At 64.0% G+C, this 13,738-nt stretch carries 10 protein-coding genes and 1 pseudogene; 3 read left to right on the forward strand and 8 right to left on the reverse strand.

The annotated features are described in order from the left end of the window. Positions 1 to 69: 69 nt before the first annotated feature. From L6D75_RS21865 to trxA, 4 genes are all read right to left on the reverse strand, one after another. Positions 70 to 1,038 (reverse strand): CDP-6-deoxy-delta-3,4-glucoseen reductase, encoded by a 969-nt coding sequence (locus L6D75_RS21865; protein ID WP_176511621.1) that lies wholly within the window; start codon positions 1,036 to 1,038, stop codon positions 70 to 72. After that, the gene (ubiD, locus tag L6D75_RS21870) at positions 1,038 to 2,504 is read right to left on the reverse strand and encodes a 4-hydroxy-3-polyprenylbenzoate decarboxylase (RefSeq protein WP_054902455.1); all 1,467 of its coding nucleotides are present in this window, start codon (positions 2,502 to 2,504) and stop codon (positions 1,038 to 1,040) included. The genes L6D75_RS21865 and ubiD overlap by 1 nt, the downstream gene beginning before the upstream one ends. Before the next feature lie 123 nt (positions 2,505 to 2,627). Then, positions 2,628 to 3,887: a transcription termination factor Rho gene (rho, locus tag L6D75_RS21875; RefSeq protein ID WP_003253661.1), complete on the reverse strand. Its 1,260-nt coding sequence runs from the start codon at positions 3,885 to 3,887 to the stop codon at positions 2,628 to 2,630. A gap of 227 nt (positions 3,888 to 4,114) precedes the next feature. Continuing rightward, complete coding sequence (gene trxA / locus L6D75_RS21880) at positions 4,115 to 4,444, reverse strand: thioredoxin TrxA (RefSeq protein ID WP_009684153.1); 330 nt, start codon at positions 4,442 to 4,444, stop codon at positions 4,115 to 4,117. Between the two features lie 243 nt (positions 4,445 to 4,687). Between trxA and ppx the strand changes: the two genes are divergently transcribed. After that, positions 4,688 to 6,190 carry an exopolyphosphatase gene (gene ppx / locus L6D75_RS21885; RefSeq protein WP_176511620.1) on the forward strand — a complete coding sequence of 501 codons (1,503 nt, stop codon included), beginning with the start codon at positions 4,688 to 4,690 and terminating at the stop codon, positions 6,188 to 6,190. Here ppx and ppk1 read toward each other — a convergent pair. Further along, positions 6,177 to 8,408, reverse strand: coding sequence for a polyphosphate kinase 1 (ppk1, locus tag L6D75_RS21890; protein ID WP_176511619.1), 2,232 nt, complete (start codon positions 8,406 to 8,408; stop codon positions 6,177 to 6,179). The genes ppx and ppk1 overlap by 14 nt on opposite strands. A gap of 215 nt (positions 8,409 to 8,623) precedes the next feature. Here ppk1 and L6D75_RS21895 point away from each other — a divergent pair, with 215 nt between their 5' ends. Continuing rightward, positions 8,624 to 9,268 carry a DedA family protein gene (locus L6D75_RS21895; protein ID WP_176511618.1) on the forward strand — a complete coding sequence of 215 codons (645 nt, stop codon included), beginning with the start codon at positions 8,624 to 8,626 and terminating at the stop codon, positions 9,266 to 9,268. Between the two features lie 501 nt (positions 9,269 to 9,769). Here L6D75_RS21895 and L6D75_RS21900 read toward each other — a convergent pair. Beyond that, a pseudogene (locus L6D75_RS21900) lies at positions 9,770 to 10,396 on the reverse strand (sterol desaturase family protein); the annotation flags it as partial. Positions 10,397 to 10,508: 112 nt separating this feature from the next. Between L6D75_RS21900 and elbB the strand changes: the two are divergent. Next, a complete protein-coding gene (gene elbB / locus L6D75_RS21905; RefSeq protein ID WP_176511617.1) occupies positions 10,509 to 11,174 on the forward strand; it encodes an isoprenoid biosynthesis glyoxalase ElbB in 666 nt (221 codons plus the stop codon). On the opposite strand, the gene L6D75_RS21910 is transcribed toward elbB, so the two are convergent. Then, on the reverse strand, positions 11,175 to 11,627 hold the full coding sequence (locus L6D75_RS21910) for a YaiI/YqxD family protein (protein WP_176511616.1): 453 nt from the start codon (positions 11,625 to 11,627) through the stop codon (positions 11,175 to 11,177). Between the two features lie 130 nt (positions 11,628 to 11,757). After that, positions 11,758 to 13,689: an FTR1 family protein gene (locus L6D75_RS21915; protein WP_176511615.1), complete on the reverse strand. Its 1,932-nt coding sequence runs from the start codon at positions 13,687 to 13,689 to the stop codon at positions 11,758 to 11,760. Between the last annotated feature and the right edge of the window lie 49 nt (positions 13,690 to 13,738).

Below are 13,738 nucleotides of genomic sequence, written 5' to 3' on the forward strand. Positions count from 1 at the left end.
TTACGCGATAGTTATGGGCCAAGGCGGTAACAATTACCGCCTTATACCCACTAAGCAGAACTTAGGTTATTAACCGCGTGGCGCGTAGGCAAACACATCGGCGCGCATGCGGTGCGCATCCATGCCTGCTTCCACCAGCGCATCGAGGGTGGCGTAGACCATGTTCGGCGAGCCACTGGCATAGACATGAACGGCATTGAGGTCTTCGACGTCCTCGCACACCGCCTCGTGCAATAGCCCGCAACGGCCTTCCCAGCCACACAGGTCGCTGACCACCTTGTGCAGGAACAGGTTCGGCAGGCGCTGCCATTGGTCCCAGTGCTCGATGGTGTAGAAGTCCTCGGGGCGGCGCACGCCCCAGTACAGATGCACCGGGTGCTTGAAGCCCTGGGCGCGGCAGTGCTCGACCAGGCTGTGCATCTGCCCCATGCCCGTGCCGGCGGCGATCAACACCAGCGGCCCATCGGGCAATTCGGCCAGGTGCGCGTCACCAAACGGCATTTCGATGCGGGCCATGCCGTTGCGCTGCAACTGAGCCAGCAGCTGCTGGGCACTGTCTTCACGGCCCAGCACATGCAACTCCAGGTCTCGCCCGCCATGGGGCGCCGAGGCCAGGGAGAAGGCGGCCGGCTTGCCGCCCTCGCGCTCGATCATCAGGTACTGCCCGGCATGGTAGCGCGGCGGTTTGCCGGCAGGCGCGCGCAAGCGCACGCGCCAGACATCGCCACCGACCTCGACGCACTCGGTCACCGTGCAAGCGAGCTTGCGCACCGGCAGCTCGCCCAGGGCCAGCACACCATCCCAGAGCAAGACGCAGTCCTCCAGCGGTTCGGCAATACAGGTAAACAGCTCGCCATGATCGCGCACTTCACCGTCCTGACGAACCCGGCCTTCGACCAACAACGCGGCGCAGACATGGCAGTTGCCATTGCGACAGCTGCTCGGGCATTCATAGCCCAGCCGCCGCGCACCTTCCAGGATCCGTTCCCCGGGCTCGAGCGCCAGCACCGCCCCGGACGGCTGCAACGTTACCTGCATCAATCTATTCCCAACTGATCCCACAGCTCATCGATACGGCGGGTGACGGCCTCGTCCTTGACGATGACCCGGCCCCATTCGCGTGTAGTCTCGCCCGGCCACTTGTGCGTGGCGTCCAGGCCCATCTTCGACCCCAGCCCCGACACCGGCGACGCGAAGTCCAGGTAGTCGATCGGCGTGTTGTCGATCATCACCGTATCACGCTTGGGATCCATGCGCGTGGTGATGGCCCAGATCACATCGTTCCAGTCGCGGGCGTTGATGTCGTCGTCGGTCACGATAACGAACTTGGTGTACATGAACTGTCGCAGGAACGACCACACACCCAGCATCACGCGCTTGGCGTGGCCCGGGTACTGCTTTTTCATGGTCACCACCGCCATGCGGTAGGAGCAGCCTTCCGGCGGCAGGTAGAAGTCGACGATTTCCGGGAACTGCTTCTGCAGGATCGGCACGAACACTTCGTTCAGCGCCACGCCGAGAATCGCCGGCTCATCAGGCGGGCGGCCGGTGTAGGTGCTGTGGTAGATCGGTTTTTGCCGATGGGTGATGCGCTCGACGGTGAACACCGGGAAGCTGTCCACTTCGTTGTAGTAACCGGTGTGGTCGCCGTAAGGACCTTCCGGTGCCATCTCGCCCGGGTGGATCACGCCTTCGAGGATGATTTCAGCGGTAGCAGGCACCTGCAGGTTGCTGCCGCGGCACTTGACCAGCTCGGTGCGGTTGCCGCGCAACAAGCCGGCGAAGGCGTATTCGGACAGGGTATCGGGCACCGGCGTCACGGCGCCGAGGATGGTGGCAGGGTCAGCGCCCAGGGCCACGGCGACCGGGAACGGCTGGCCCGGGTGCTTCTCGCACCACTCGCGGTAATCCAGCGCGCCGCCACGGTGGCTGAGCCAACGCATGATGACCTTGTTGCGGCCGATCACCTGCTGGCGGTAGATGCCCAGGTTCTGGCGGTCCTTGTTCGGCCCGCGGGTGACGGTCAGGCCCCAGGTGATCAACGGCGCCACGTCGCCCGGCCAGCAGTGCTGGATCGGCAACTGGCCAAGGTCGACGTCATCGCCTTCGACCACGACCTCCTGGCACACCGCATCCTTGACCACCTTGGGCGCCATCGACACGACTTTCTTGAAGATCGGCAGCTTGGACCAGGCGTCCTTGAGGCCTTTCGGCGGCTCGGGCTCTTTCAGGAAGGCCAGCAGCTTGCCGATCTCGCGCAATTCATCGACCGACTCGGCGCCCATGCCCATGGCCACCCGCTCCGGGGTGCCAAACAGGTTGCCCAGCACCGGAATGTCGAAGCCCGTGGGCTTTTCGAACAGCAATGCCGGGCCTTTGGCGCGCAGGGTGCGGTCGCAGACCTCGGTCATTTCCAGAACGGGGGAAATCGGAACCTGGATGCGCTTGAGTTCGCCGCGCTGCTCCAGGCCACGGATGAAGTCGCGCAAATCGCGATACTGCATGCATGTGCCTCGTGTTGGCCGTATCGGTCGGGCTGCAGAGTGTAGCGCCGAACGGGCCGCAATAGCCAAAGTACAGATAGCAGAAAGCCGGGTTTCCCCGGCCTTTTGCGTGGTTCGACGATCTTACTTGCGCTTCATCGACAGGAAGAACTCGTCGTTGGTCTTGGTCTGCTTGAGCTTGTCGACCAGGAACTCGATGGCGGCGATTTCGTCCATCGGGTGCAGCAGCTTGCGCAGGATCCACATGCGCTGCAGTTCGTCGTCGGCCGTCAGCAACTCTTCGCGGCGGGTGCCGGAGCGGTTGATGTTGATGGCCGGGAACACGCGCTTCTCGGCGATGCGACGGTCCAGGGGCAGTTCCATGTTGCCGGTACCCTTGAACTCTTCGTAGATCACTTCGTCCATCTTCGAGCCGGTTTCGACCAGCGCGGTGGCGATGATGGTCAGCGAACCGCCTTCCTCGATGTTACGCGCGGCGCCGAAGAAGCGCTTCGGCTTCTCCAGGGCGTGGGCGTCGACACCACCGGTCAGCACCTTGCCGGAGCTCGGGATCACGGTGTTGTAGGCACGTGCCAGGCGGGTGATCGAGTCGAGCAGGATGACCACGTCCTTCTTGTGCTCGACCAGGCGCTTGGCCTTCTCGATGACCATCTCGGCAACCTGCACGTGGCGGGTCGGCGGCTCGTCGAAGGTGGAGGCAACCACTTCACCGCGCACGGTGCGCTGCATTTCGGTCACTTCTTCCGGGCGCTCGTCGATCAGCAGGACGATCAGGTGGCACTCGGGGTTGTTACGGGTGATGTTCGCCGCGATGTTCTGCAGCATGATGGTCTTGCCCGCTTTTGGCGGGGCGACGATCAGGCCGCGCTGGCCTTTGCCGATCGGGGCGCACAGGTCGATGACGCGGCCGGTCAGGTCTTCGGTGGAACCGTTGCCGGCTTCCATCTTCAGGCGCTTGTTCGGGAACAGCGGCGTCAGGTTTTCGAACAGGATCTTGTTCTTCGCGTTTTCCGGGCGATCGAAGTTGATCGTGTCGACCTTCAGCAGGGCGAAGTAACGCTCCCCTTCCTTTGGCGGGCGGATCTTGCCGACGATGGTGTCGCCGGTACGCAGGTTGAAACGGCGGATCTGGCTTGGCGAGACGTAGATATCGTCGGGGCCGGCCAGGTAGGACGCATCAGCCGAACGCAGGAAACCGAAACCATCCTGGAGAATCTCCAGCACGCCGTCACCCGAGATCTCTTCGCCGCTTTTCGCGTGCTTCTTCAGCAGGGCGAAAATCACGTCCTGTTTGCGCGAACGGGCCATGTTTTCGATGCCCATCTGTTCGGCCATTTCCAGCAGATCGGTAATCGGCTTTTGCTTGAGTTCAGTCAGGTTCATAAGGGGAGTGACGTAATCATGTATGAAGGGAGGATTAAGCTAATGGCTTAATGAAGCCGCGCCGCTAGAAGGCGATAGGATCGCGCACAGATTCTAATTAGGAGTGCGTCGGCGACGGCGTGCAGGGGGCACTGGAGAAGCAGTGCGAGGCCGAATGTAACACTTGCTTTTTTCGACGTCTAGTGGGTTGAAAAAGAAAAGCCCCGCATTTGCGGGGCTTATTCATATCACAGGTGGGCGTCGAGGAACGCGGCCAGCTGCGACTTCGACAGCGCACCGACCTTGGTGGCTTCGACGTTGCCGTTCTTGAACAGCATCAGCGTCGGGATGCCACGCACGCCGTGCTTGGCCGGGGTTTCCTGGTTGTCGTCGATGTTCAGCTTGGCGACGGTCAGTTTGCCCTCGTAGGTGGAAGCGATGTCGTCCAGGACTGGCGCGATCATCTTGCATGGGCCGCACCATTCAGCCCAGTAATCAACCAGCACCGGGCCTTGGGCTTGCAGGACTTCGGCCTCGAAGGTGGCGTCGGTGACGTGTTTGATCAGATCGCTGCTCATGGATATCTCCAGGGTCGTAAGCAAAAAACGTGGCCCATCATAGCCGGACCCTGACGCAACAGGAAGTCACGGACGATTGACTGTAACTATAGTTGTGCAAGACGCCGCGAATCGAAACCGTCACACAAGTGTCATAGCATCGAATGGCACATTGCCTTGCATCAACCCTTGGCGTGCCGCGCGTTGGCGACAGCCAAGTATCGTGGCAGGATTGCCGGGTTAACGACCGAGAACACTCAGACCATGCCGCATACAACCGCGAAGAACCTGTCTCTGATCGCCGCCATCGACCTTGGCTCCAACAGTTTTCACATGGTCGTGGCCAAGGCTCACCACACCGAGATCCGCATTCTCGAGCGCCTCGGCGAAAAGGTTCAGCTGGCCGCCGGCATCGACGAATCGCGCATGCTCAGCGAAGAAGCCATGGAACGGGGCCTTGAGTGCCTCAAGCGTTTTGCCCAGCTGATCAACGGCATGCCTGCAGGCGCCGTGCGCATCGTCGGCACCAACGCCCTGCGCGAAGCGCGCAACCGCAACGAATTCATCCAGCGCGCCGAAGCCATCCTCGGCCACCCGGTGGAAGTGATTTCCGGCCGTGAGGAAGCGCGCCTGATCTACCTGGGCGTGTCCCACACCCTGGCCGACACCCCGGGCAAGCGCCTGGTCGCCGACATCGGCGGCGGCAGCACCGAGTTCATCATTGGCCAGCGCTTCGAGCCGCTGCTGCGCGAAAGCCTGCAGATGGGCTGCGTCAGCTTCACCCAGCGCTATTTCCGTGACGGCAAGATCACCCCGGCGCGCTACGCCCAGGCCTACACCGCCGCGCGCCTGGAGCTGATGAGCATTGAAAACGCCCTGCACCGCCTGACCTGGGACGAAGCCATCGGCTCGTCCGGCACCATCCGCGCCATCGGCGCCGCGATCAAGGCCGGCGGCCTTGGCAATGGCGAGGTCAACGCCGAGGGCCTGGCCTGGGTCAAGCGCAAGATGTTCAAGCTGGGTGAAGTCGACAAGATCGATTTCGACGGGGTCAAACCCGACCGCCGCGCCATTTTCCCGGCCGGCATGGCGATTCTCGAAGCCATCTTCGACGCCCTGGAGCTGCAGCGCATGGACCACTGCGACGGTGCCCTGCGCGAAGGCGTGCTGTTCGACCTGCTCGGCCGCCACCACCATGAAGACGTGCGCGAACGCACCCTCAACTCGCTGATGGAGCGCTACCACGTCGACCAGGGCCAGGCCGCCCGCGTCGAGCGCAAGGCGTTGCATGCCTTTGACCAAGTGGCGAAAGCGTGGGGCCTGGAGGATGGAAACTGGCGCGATCTGCTGGGCTGGGCGGCAAAAATCCACGAAATCGGCCTGGATATCGCCCACTACCACTACCACAAGCACGGCGCCTACCTGATCGAGCACTCCGACCTGTCGGGCTTTTCCCGCGAAGACCAGCAGATGATGGCCCTGCTGGTGCGTGGCCACCGCCGCAACATTCCCAAGGACAAGTTCGCCGAACTGGGCGATGAAGGCGTGAAACTGCTGCGCCTGTGCGTGCTGCTGCGCTTCGCCATCCTGTTCCACCACATCCGTGGCACTCAGCAGATGCCCAAGGTGCAACTGCAAGCGGGCGACAACAGCCTGGAAGTGGTATTCCCGCAAGGCTGGCTGGAGCAGAACCAACTGACCCAGGCCGACTTCGCCAACGAGGCGGAGTGGCTGGCCCGGGTCAATTTCGTCCTCAGCGTACGTTGAGTACCGGGTTGCTCAGGCGCTCCAGCAGGGTCGCCTGGGCACTGCGCGGGTTCTGGTTGCCGGTCGGGCTGCTGCGCACGTAGCGCCCGTCAGGCTGCAGGGTCCAGGCGTGGGTGTTGTCGGTCAGGTAGCTTTCCAGCTCCTTCTTCACCCGCAGCAAGAGCTTCTTGCCCTCTACCGGGAAGCACGTCTCCACACGCTTGTCGAGGTTGCGCTCCATCCAGTCGGCACTGGACAGGTAGATCTGCTCTTCGCCGCCATTGAGGAAGTAGAACACCCGCGTGTGCTCCAGGAAGCGGCCGATGATCGAGCGCACCTGGATGTTGTGCGAAACCCCCGGAATACCTGGGCGCAGGCAGCACATGCCACGCACCACCAGGTCGATCTTCACGCCCGACTGGCTGGCCTTGTACAGCGCCTTGATGACCTTGGCATCGGTCAGCGAGTTGAACTTGGCGATGATGTGCGCAGGCTTGCCTTCCAGGGCGAACTGGGTCTCCCGGGCGATCATGTCGAGCATGCCCTTCTTCAGGGTGAACGGCGCGTGCAGCAGTTTCTTCATGCGCAGCGTCTTGCCCATGCCGATCAGCTGGCTGAACAGTTTGCCGACGTCCTCGGTGAGGGCGTCGTCGGAGGTCAGCAGGCTGTAGTCGGTGTACAGGCGGGCGTTGCCGGCGTGGTAGTTGCCGGTGCCCAGGTGCGCATAGCGCACGATCTCGCCCTGCTCACGGCGCAGGATCAGCATCATCTTGGCGTGGGTCTTGAAGCCGACCACACCGTAGATCACCACGGCGCCCGCCGCTTGCAGGCGGCTGGCCATCTGCAGGTTGGACTCTTCGTCGAAGCGCGCCCGCAGCTCGATCACCGCGGTGACTTCCTTGCCGTTACGCGCCGCATCCACCAGGGCATCGACGATCTCCGAGTTGGCGCCTGAGCGGTACAGGGTCTGGCGCACCGCGAGCACGTGCGGGTCCTTGGCGGCCTGGCGCAGCAGGTCGACCACCGGGGTGAACGACTCGAAGGGGTGCATCAGCAGGATGTCCTGCTTGCCGATCACGCTGAAGATGTTCTCGGCGTTCACCAGCAGCTTGGGGATCGCCGGGGTGAACGGGGTGTACTGCAGCTCCGGGTGGCTGTCCAGGCCGGTGATGCTGAACAGGCGGGTCAGGTTGACCGGGCCATTGACCTGGTACAGCTCGCTCTCGCTCAGGCTGAACTGCTTGAGCAGGTAGTCGGACAGGTGTTTCGGGCAGGTGTCGGCCACTTCCAGGCGCACGGCATCGCCGTAGCGGCGCGAGAACAGCTCGCCGCGCAGGGCGCGGGCAAGGTCGTCGACCTCTTCGGAGTCCAGCGCCAAGTCGGCGTTGCGGGTCAGGCGGAACTGATAGCAGCCCTTGACCTTCATGCCCTGGAACAGGTCATCGGCGTGGGCGTGGATCATCGACGACAGGAACACGTAGTTGTCGCCCGCACCGCCCACCTCTTCCGGCACGCGGATGACCCGCGGCAGCAGGCGTGGCGCCGGGATGATCGCCAGGCCCGAGTCGCGGCCGAAGGCGTCGACGCCTTCGAGCTCGACGATGAAGTTGAGGCTCTTGTTCACCAGCAACGGGAACGGGTGCGTCGGGTCGAGGCCGATCGGGGTGATGATCGGCGCGATCTCGTCGCGGAAGAAGCGCCGCACCCAGGTCTTGAGCTTGGGCGTCCAGTGGCGGCGGCGGATGAAGCGGATCGCGTGCTTTTCCAGCTCCGGCAGCAGCACGTCGTTGAGGATCGCGTACTGGCGCTCCACTTCGATGTGCACCAGCTCGCTGATGCGCGCCAGCGCCTGGTGCGGCTGCAGGCCATCGGCACCGGCCTGTTCACGGGCGAAGTTGATCTGCTTCTTCAGGCCCGCCACGCGGATCTCGAAGAACTCGTCGAGGTTGCTGGAGAAGATCAGCAGGAACTTCAGGCGCTCGAGCAGCGGATAGGACTCATCCAGGGCCTGCTCCAGCACGCGAATGTTGAACTGCAGCTGCGACAGTTCGCGATGAATGTACAGGCTGCTGTCGTCAAGGCTCGGAATGTTGATGGCCGGCGTCGGCGCCGGGGCAGGCACGGCGGCCTCGACCACCGGTTCCGGGGGCTCGGGCAGGTCTGGCGGGGTTTGCACCAGCTCTTCGGGGACGGCCTGAGCATCCTTGATCGCGACAGGGGTGAGCACTTCATTATTCATCTGGACGTTCCTGAGGACGTTAACGCCCTATCATCAATTGAGCGGGACGATAAGCGGCCATTATGACGCCTGTGTTACACCTGTAGGCAACCCTGCGACTTGTGGCCGAAGGCATTGTCCGTGTAGGAATTGTTCACGTCGAGACACATTTGGACACTTTCACGAAAGCGCGCGAAGGGGTAGGCTGCGCGTTCATTTCGCCAGCACCTCAGAAAATGCTTCAACAATTCCTGCAGGATTTCGGCTACTTTGCCCTTTTTCTAGGCACCTTCTTCGAAGGCGAGACCATCCTGGTGCTTGCAGGATTCCTCGCGTTCCGCGGGTACATGGACATCAGCCTGGTGGTGATCGTGGCATTCTTCGGCAGCTATGCCGGCGACCAGCTGTGGTACTTCATGGGGCGCCGCCACGGCCGCAAGATCCTTGCGCGCAAGCCGCGCTGGCAGGCGATGGGCGACCGTGCACTCGAGCACATTCGCCGCCACCCCGATATCTGGGTGCTGAGCTTCCGCTTCGTCTACGGCCTGCGCACGGTGATGCCGGTGGCCATCGGCCTGTCCGGCTACCCGCCGCGGCGCTACCTGCTGCTCAACGGCATCGGCGCGGCGATCTGGGCCCTGGCCCTGGGCGCCGCCGCCTATCACTTCGGGGCGATCCTCGAAGGCATGCTGGGCAACGTCAAGAAGTACGAACTATGGGTGCTCGGCGGCCTGCTGTTGCTGGGTGTCCTGCTGTGGCTGCGCCGGCGCTTTCGCACCCTGCGCGCGGAGCGCAAGGCGGCGGCAGACGCCCAGAGCCCAGAAGCTGCAGAGGCTGTACGCAGCGAGCAGGAACCACGCCAGGGGCGTGACCAGCACTAGGCCAGACACGCCGGCCAGGTACAGCGCCGGCGCATTCGCCAGCAGCCGCGCCAGCTCCAGGCGCGCCGCCCACGGCCGGTTTTCCAGGGCCGCACCCAGCACGAACAAGCCAAACGCCATGACCGCCCAGCCCAGCACCAGGGCGGCGCCCGGCACCTTTTCGGCCACATCCATCAAGTAACTGCCCAGGGCGATGTAGGCCACGAACTGCACGGCCACATACACCTGCTGCGCACGCCCCAGGGCGACCTCGAACTTGCGAAACAGCGCCAGGTTCTGTTTGGCCTGTGGATAACGCGCCGCGACATCCGCAGGGCGCCAGCCGGTCGGCATGAACCAGATGCGCAGCTTGTCACGCCAGCTGCGGGTACGCCGGGCGTCGTCCCAGAGCTGAGCGTAGAACTGCAGGTTGGCCCACAGCGGGTTCCAGCTCGCCAGCGGCGTGGTCACGCCAAACACCACCGGCTCGGCCGGGTCTTCTTCCTTGAAGGTGCCGAACAGGCGGTCCCAGAGAATGAACACCCCGCCATAGTTACGATCCAAGTAGACAGGATTCTGCGCATGGTGGACGCGATGGTTGGACGGTGTGATCAGTACCCACTCGAGCCAGCTCAGCTTGGGGATGTGCCGGGTGTGCACCCAGAACTGGTACAGCAGGTTCAACGACGCCACGGTGATGAACACCAGCGGCGGCACCCCGATCAGCGCCAGCGGCAGGTAGAAGATCCAGGAGAAGATGAAGCCGCTGCTGGTCTGGCGCAGGGCGGTGGTGAGGTTGTACTCCTCGCTCTGGTGGTGCACCGAATGCGCGGCCCACAGCACGTTGCGCTCGTGCCCCAGGCGGTGCAGCCAGTAGTAGCACAGGTCATACAGCACGAACGCCAGCAGCCACACCCACCAGGCCTGCTGCGGCAAATGCAGCAGCGCCAGGTGCTCCCAGGCCAGCGCATAGGTGAGCAGCCCTACGCCCTTGGTCAGCAACCCGGTGCTGGTGGACAACGCCCCGGTGCTCAGGCTGTTGATCGAGTCGGCCACGGTGAAATTGCGCTGGCCGCGCACGCGGTCGGCAATCAGCTCCACCGCAATCAGCACGAAGAAAAACGGCACGGCCAGCAGAATAAGGTCCATGGAGCTCGCCTCGAAGGTTATCCACAGAGATTAGGATGCGCCCGCGCCAACCCCTATGGCCACATCTGCCAAACTAGAGGACATTTAGCGCCTCGAAACTGGAGTAATGAGCATGACAAAAAAGGTAGCGGTGATTCTGTCCGGCTGTGGCGTGTATGACGGTGCCGAAATCCACGAAAGCGTGATCACCCTGCTGCGCCTCGACCAGCGCGGCGCGCAGGTGCAGTGCTTTGCGCCGAACATCGCGCAGATGCATGTGATCGACCATCTGACCGGCGAAGAAATGCCCGAATCGCGCAACGTGCTGGTGGAATCGGCGCGCATTGCCCGGGGCGAGGTGAAGGACATCCGCGAAGCCAAGGCCGAGGACTTCGATGCGTTGATCGTGCCGGGCGGTTTTGGCGCGGCCAAGAACCTGTCCAGCTTTGCCGTCGATGGCCCCGAGTGCAGCGTGAACCCGGACGTGCTGGCCCTGGCCGAAGCCTTTGCCGAGGCCTGCAAGCCGGTCGGCCTGATCTGCATTTCGCCGGCGCTGGCGGCGAAGATCTATGGCCCGGGCGTGGTCTGCACCATTGGCAACGATGCCGGCACCGCCGGTGCGATGGTGAAGATGGGCGCCACCCATCAAGAGTGCGATGTACACGACATCGTCGAAGACACCCAGCGCAAGCTCGTGACCACCCCCGCCTACATGGTGGCTAAGTCGATCAGTGAAGCGGCGGGTGGCATCTACAAGCTGGTGGACCGTGTGCTGGAGCTGACCCACGAGGGTGAGTGATCAGCCCTTGGCCAGGCGGGTGAGGATACGGTCCAGCGCATTGGCGAACGCCTGCTTCTCGCGTTCGCCATAGGGCGCCTGCCCGCCGCCGACCTGGCCCTGCTCGCGCAGCTCGGTGAACAGGTTGCGCACCGCCAGGCGCTCGCCCATGTTGCGCTCGTCGAACTCGCGGCCGCGTGGGTCCAGCGCCGCCACGCCCTTCTTGATCAGGCGATCGGCCAGCGGCACGTCGCTGCAGATCACCAGCTCGCCAGGCATGGCGTGCTCCACCAGGTAATCGTCGGCGGCGTCCATGCCGCTGGGTACCACAATCAGCCGCACCACGGCGAAGGCCGGCTTGGCCACGGCCTGGCCGGCCACCATGATCACCTCGAGCTTGCGCTTGAGGGCGAACTTGACGATCAGGTCCTTGGCCGGCTTGGGGCAGGCGTCGGCGTCGATCCATATGCGCATGTCGCTATTCTCTTCTTGATCGGCACTGGCCTATCGCCGGCAAGCCGGCTCCCACAGAAGGCGCGTTGCCCCGAAGGCCTGCGCCGAACCTGTGGGAGCCGGCTTGCCGGGCATAGGCCGCATGGCGGCCTCAGTGTGCCGCAGCCCGGCGCTTCTCGGCCAGGCGACTGCGCCCATACAACACCACAATCGCCAGCAACGCCACCGCCTGGGCGGCCAGCGAGTAGGCATCGGCATGAATCCCCAGCCAGTCGAACTCGAAGAACGCCACCGGCCGCGTGCCCAGCACGCCGGCCTCCTGCAGCGCCTTCACGCCATGCCCGGCGAACACCACCGACAAGGCACACAGCAACGCCGCGTTGATGCTGAAGAACAGCGCCAGCGGTAGCTTCGCCGAACCGCGCAGGATCACCCAAGCCAGGCCCACCAGCAGCACCAGCGCCGTGGCACCACCGGCCAGCACCGCCTGGTGGCCAGCTGGGCCGGCCTGCAGCCACAGGGTTTCGTAGAACAGGATCACTTCGAACAGCTCGCGGTACACCGAGAAGAACGCCAGCACGGCAAAGCCGAAGCGCCCGCCGCCGCTGACCAGGCTGCTCTTGATGTAGTCCTGCCAGGCCGCGGCGTGGCGGCGGTCGTGCATCCACACACCCAGCCACAGCACCATCACCGAGGCGAACAGCGCCGTGCAGCCTTCGAGCAGTTCACGCTGGGCGCCGCCGACGTCGATCACGTAGGCCGCCACCGCCCAGGTAGCGAAACCGGCGACCAGCGCCAGGCCCCAGCCGATGTTGACGCTGCGCACCGCCGACTGCTGCCCGGTATTGCGCAGGAAGGCCAGGATCGCGGCCAGCACCAGAATGGCTTCCAGGCCCTCGCGCAGCAGGATCAGCAAGCCGGAAATGTAGCTCAGCGACCAGCTCAGGCCATCGCTGCCCAACAGCTTGGACGCCTGGTCGAGCTTGACCTTGGCTTCGGCCAGGCGCTGTTCGGCCTGGGCGACCGGCAAGCCGTCCTGCAGCGATTGGCGGTAGGCCATCAGCGACTTTTCGGTGTCCTTGCGGGTTTGCGTATCGATGTTGTCCAGCGAGCTTTCCACCAGCTCGAAGCCTTCCAGGTAGGCGGCTACCGACAGGTCGTAGGCCTGGTCGCGGTCACCTGCGCGATAGGCGGCCAGGCTCTTGTCCAGGGTGCTGGCGGTGTATTCGAGCAGCTGCGCCGGGCCACGCTTGGCCTGCGGCGGCTGCGCGCGCTGGGCACGGAAGGCCTCGACCGACGCGGCGCCTTCGTTGGCGGCGACTTCGGCCGGGGTCTGGCGGGCCAGGTCGGCGAGGTTCCAGGTCTTGTCGCCCTTGGCCGCCTGCGGGTTGGCCGAGAAGCTGGCGATATAGGCTGCCACGTCCCAGCGCTGACGCTCGTCGAGCTGGTCGGCGAATGAGGGCATTTCGGTGCCGTCGATGCCCAGGCCCAGGGTGTTGTACAGGTCGTACAGGCTGAGCTGGTCGAGGCGTTCGGCATTGCGCAGATCGGCCGGTGCCGGCTCCAGGCCCACGCCGGCCGGGCCATCGCCCGCCCCCGTGTCGCCATGGCAGATCGAGCAGTTCTGCGCATACAGCGAAGCGCCGCGGGCCGGGTCCGGGGTAATCACCGGCGCCTGGCTGACCTCGTAGGCCACCGCCAGGCGTGCACCCAGCTGGCGTGCCTGCTTGGCGACTGCCGCGCCCTCCTGGCGCTGGTCGATGGCCTGGCGCAGCGCCTGGACGCCCTGCTCCAGGGCGTTTTGCTCGGCATTCGCCGGCAAGCCTTTGACCAGGTCGGCCAATACCGCGCTGAATTCCTGCTGCTCACGGTATTCACCGTCGTCGATCACCTTGCCGTCACGCACGGTCGGCGGGTAGTCGGCACCGATGTAATCGAGCAAGTGCAGGGCCTTGCCGGCCTCGGCAGGGGATTCGGCCAGCACCACGGTGCTGCACAGCGCCAGCATGGGCCAAAGCAACCAGGCAAGCAGACGGGAACGGGAATTCATGGCCAATCTCGAAGGGAATACGAAAGAGAACATTGTTCACTTCCACTCAGCTTCCCTCAAGGTTTACGGACGGATTTCATGA

Origin of the sequence: Pseudomonas faucium (assembly GCF_021602585.1) — a bacterium.
Taxonomy (GTDB): domain Bacteria; phylum Pseudomonadota; class Gammaproteobacteria; order Pseudomonadales; family Pseudomonadaceae; genus Aquipseudomonas; species Aquipseudomonas faucium.

What these genes read in the sequence shown, in the direction of transcription:
- L6D75_RS21865 (WP_176511621.1), bottom strand. Translation starts at nt 1,038, where the DNA reads ATGCAGGTAACGTTGCAGCCGTCCGGGGCGGTGCTGGCGCTCGAGCCC.
- ubiD (WP_054902455.1), bottom strand. Translation starts at nt 2,504, where the DNA reads ATGCAGTATCGCGATTTGCGCGACTTCATCCGTGGCCTGGAGCAGCGC.
- rho (WP_003253661.1), bottom strand. Translation starts at nt 3,887, where the DNA reads ATGAACCTGACTGAACTCAAGCAAAAGCCGATTACCGATCTGCTGGAA.
- trxA (WP_009684153.1), bottom strand. Translation starts at nt 4,444, where the DNA reads ATGAGCAGCGATCTGATCAAACACGTCACCGACGCCACCTTCGAGGCC.
- ppx (WP_176511620.1), top strand. Translation starts at nt 4,688, where the DNA reads ATGCCGCATACAACCGCGAAGAACCTGTCTCTGATCGCCGCCATCGAC.
- ppk1 (WP_176511619.1), bottom strand. Translation starts at nt 8,408, where the DNA reads ATGAATAATGAAGTGCTCACCCCTGTCGCGATCAAGGATGCTCAGGCC.
- L6D75_RS21895 (WP_176511618.1), top strand. Translation starts at nt 8,624, where the DNA reads ATGCTTCAACAATTCCTGCAGGATTTCGGCTACTTTGCCCTTTTTCTA.
- elbB (WP_176511617.1), top strand. Translation starts at nt 10,509, where the DNA reads ATGACAAAAAAGGTAGCGGTGATTCTGTCCGGCTGTGGCGTGTATGAC.
- L6D75_RS21910 (WP_176511616.1), bottom strand. Translation starts at nt 11,627, where the DNA reads ATGCGCATATGGATCGACGCCGACGCCTGCCCCAAGCCGGCCAAGGAC.
- L6D75_RS21915 (WP_176511615.1), bottom strand. Translation starts at nt 13,689, where the DNA reads ATGTTCTCTTTCGTATTCCCTTCGAGATTGGCCATGAATTCCCGTTCC.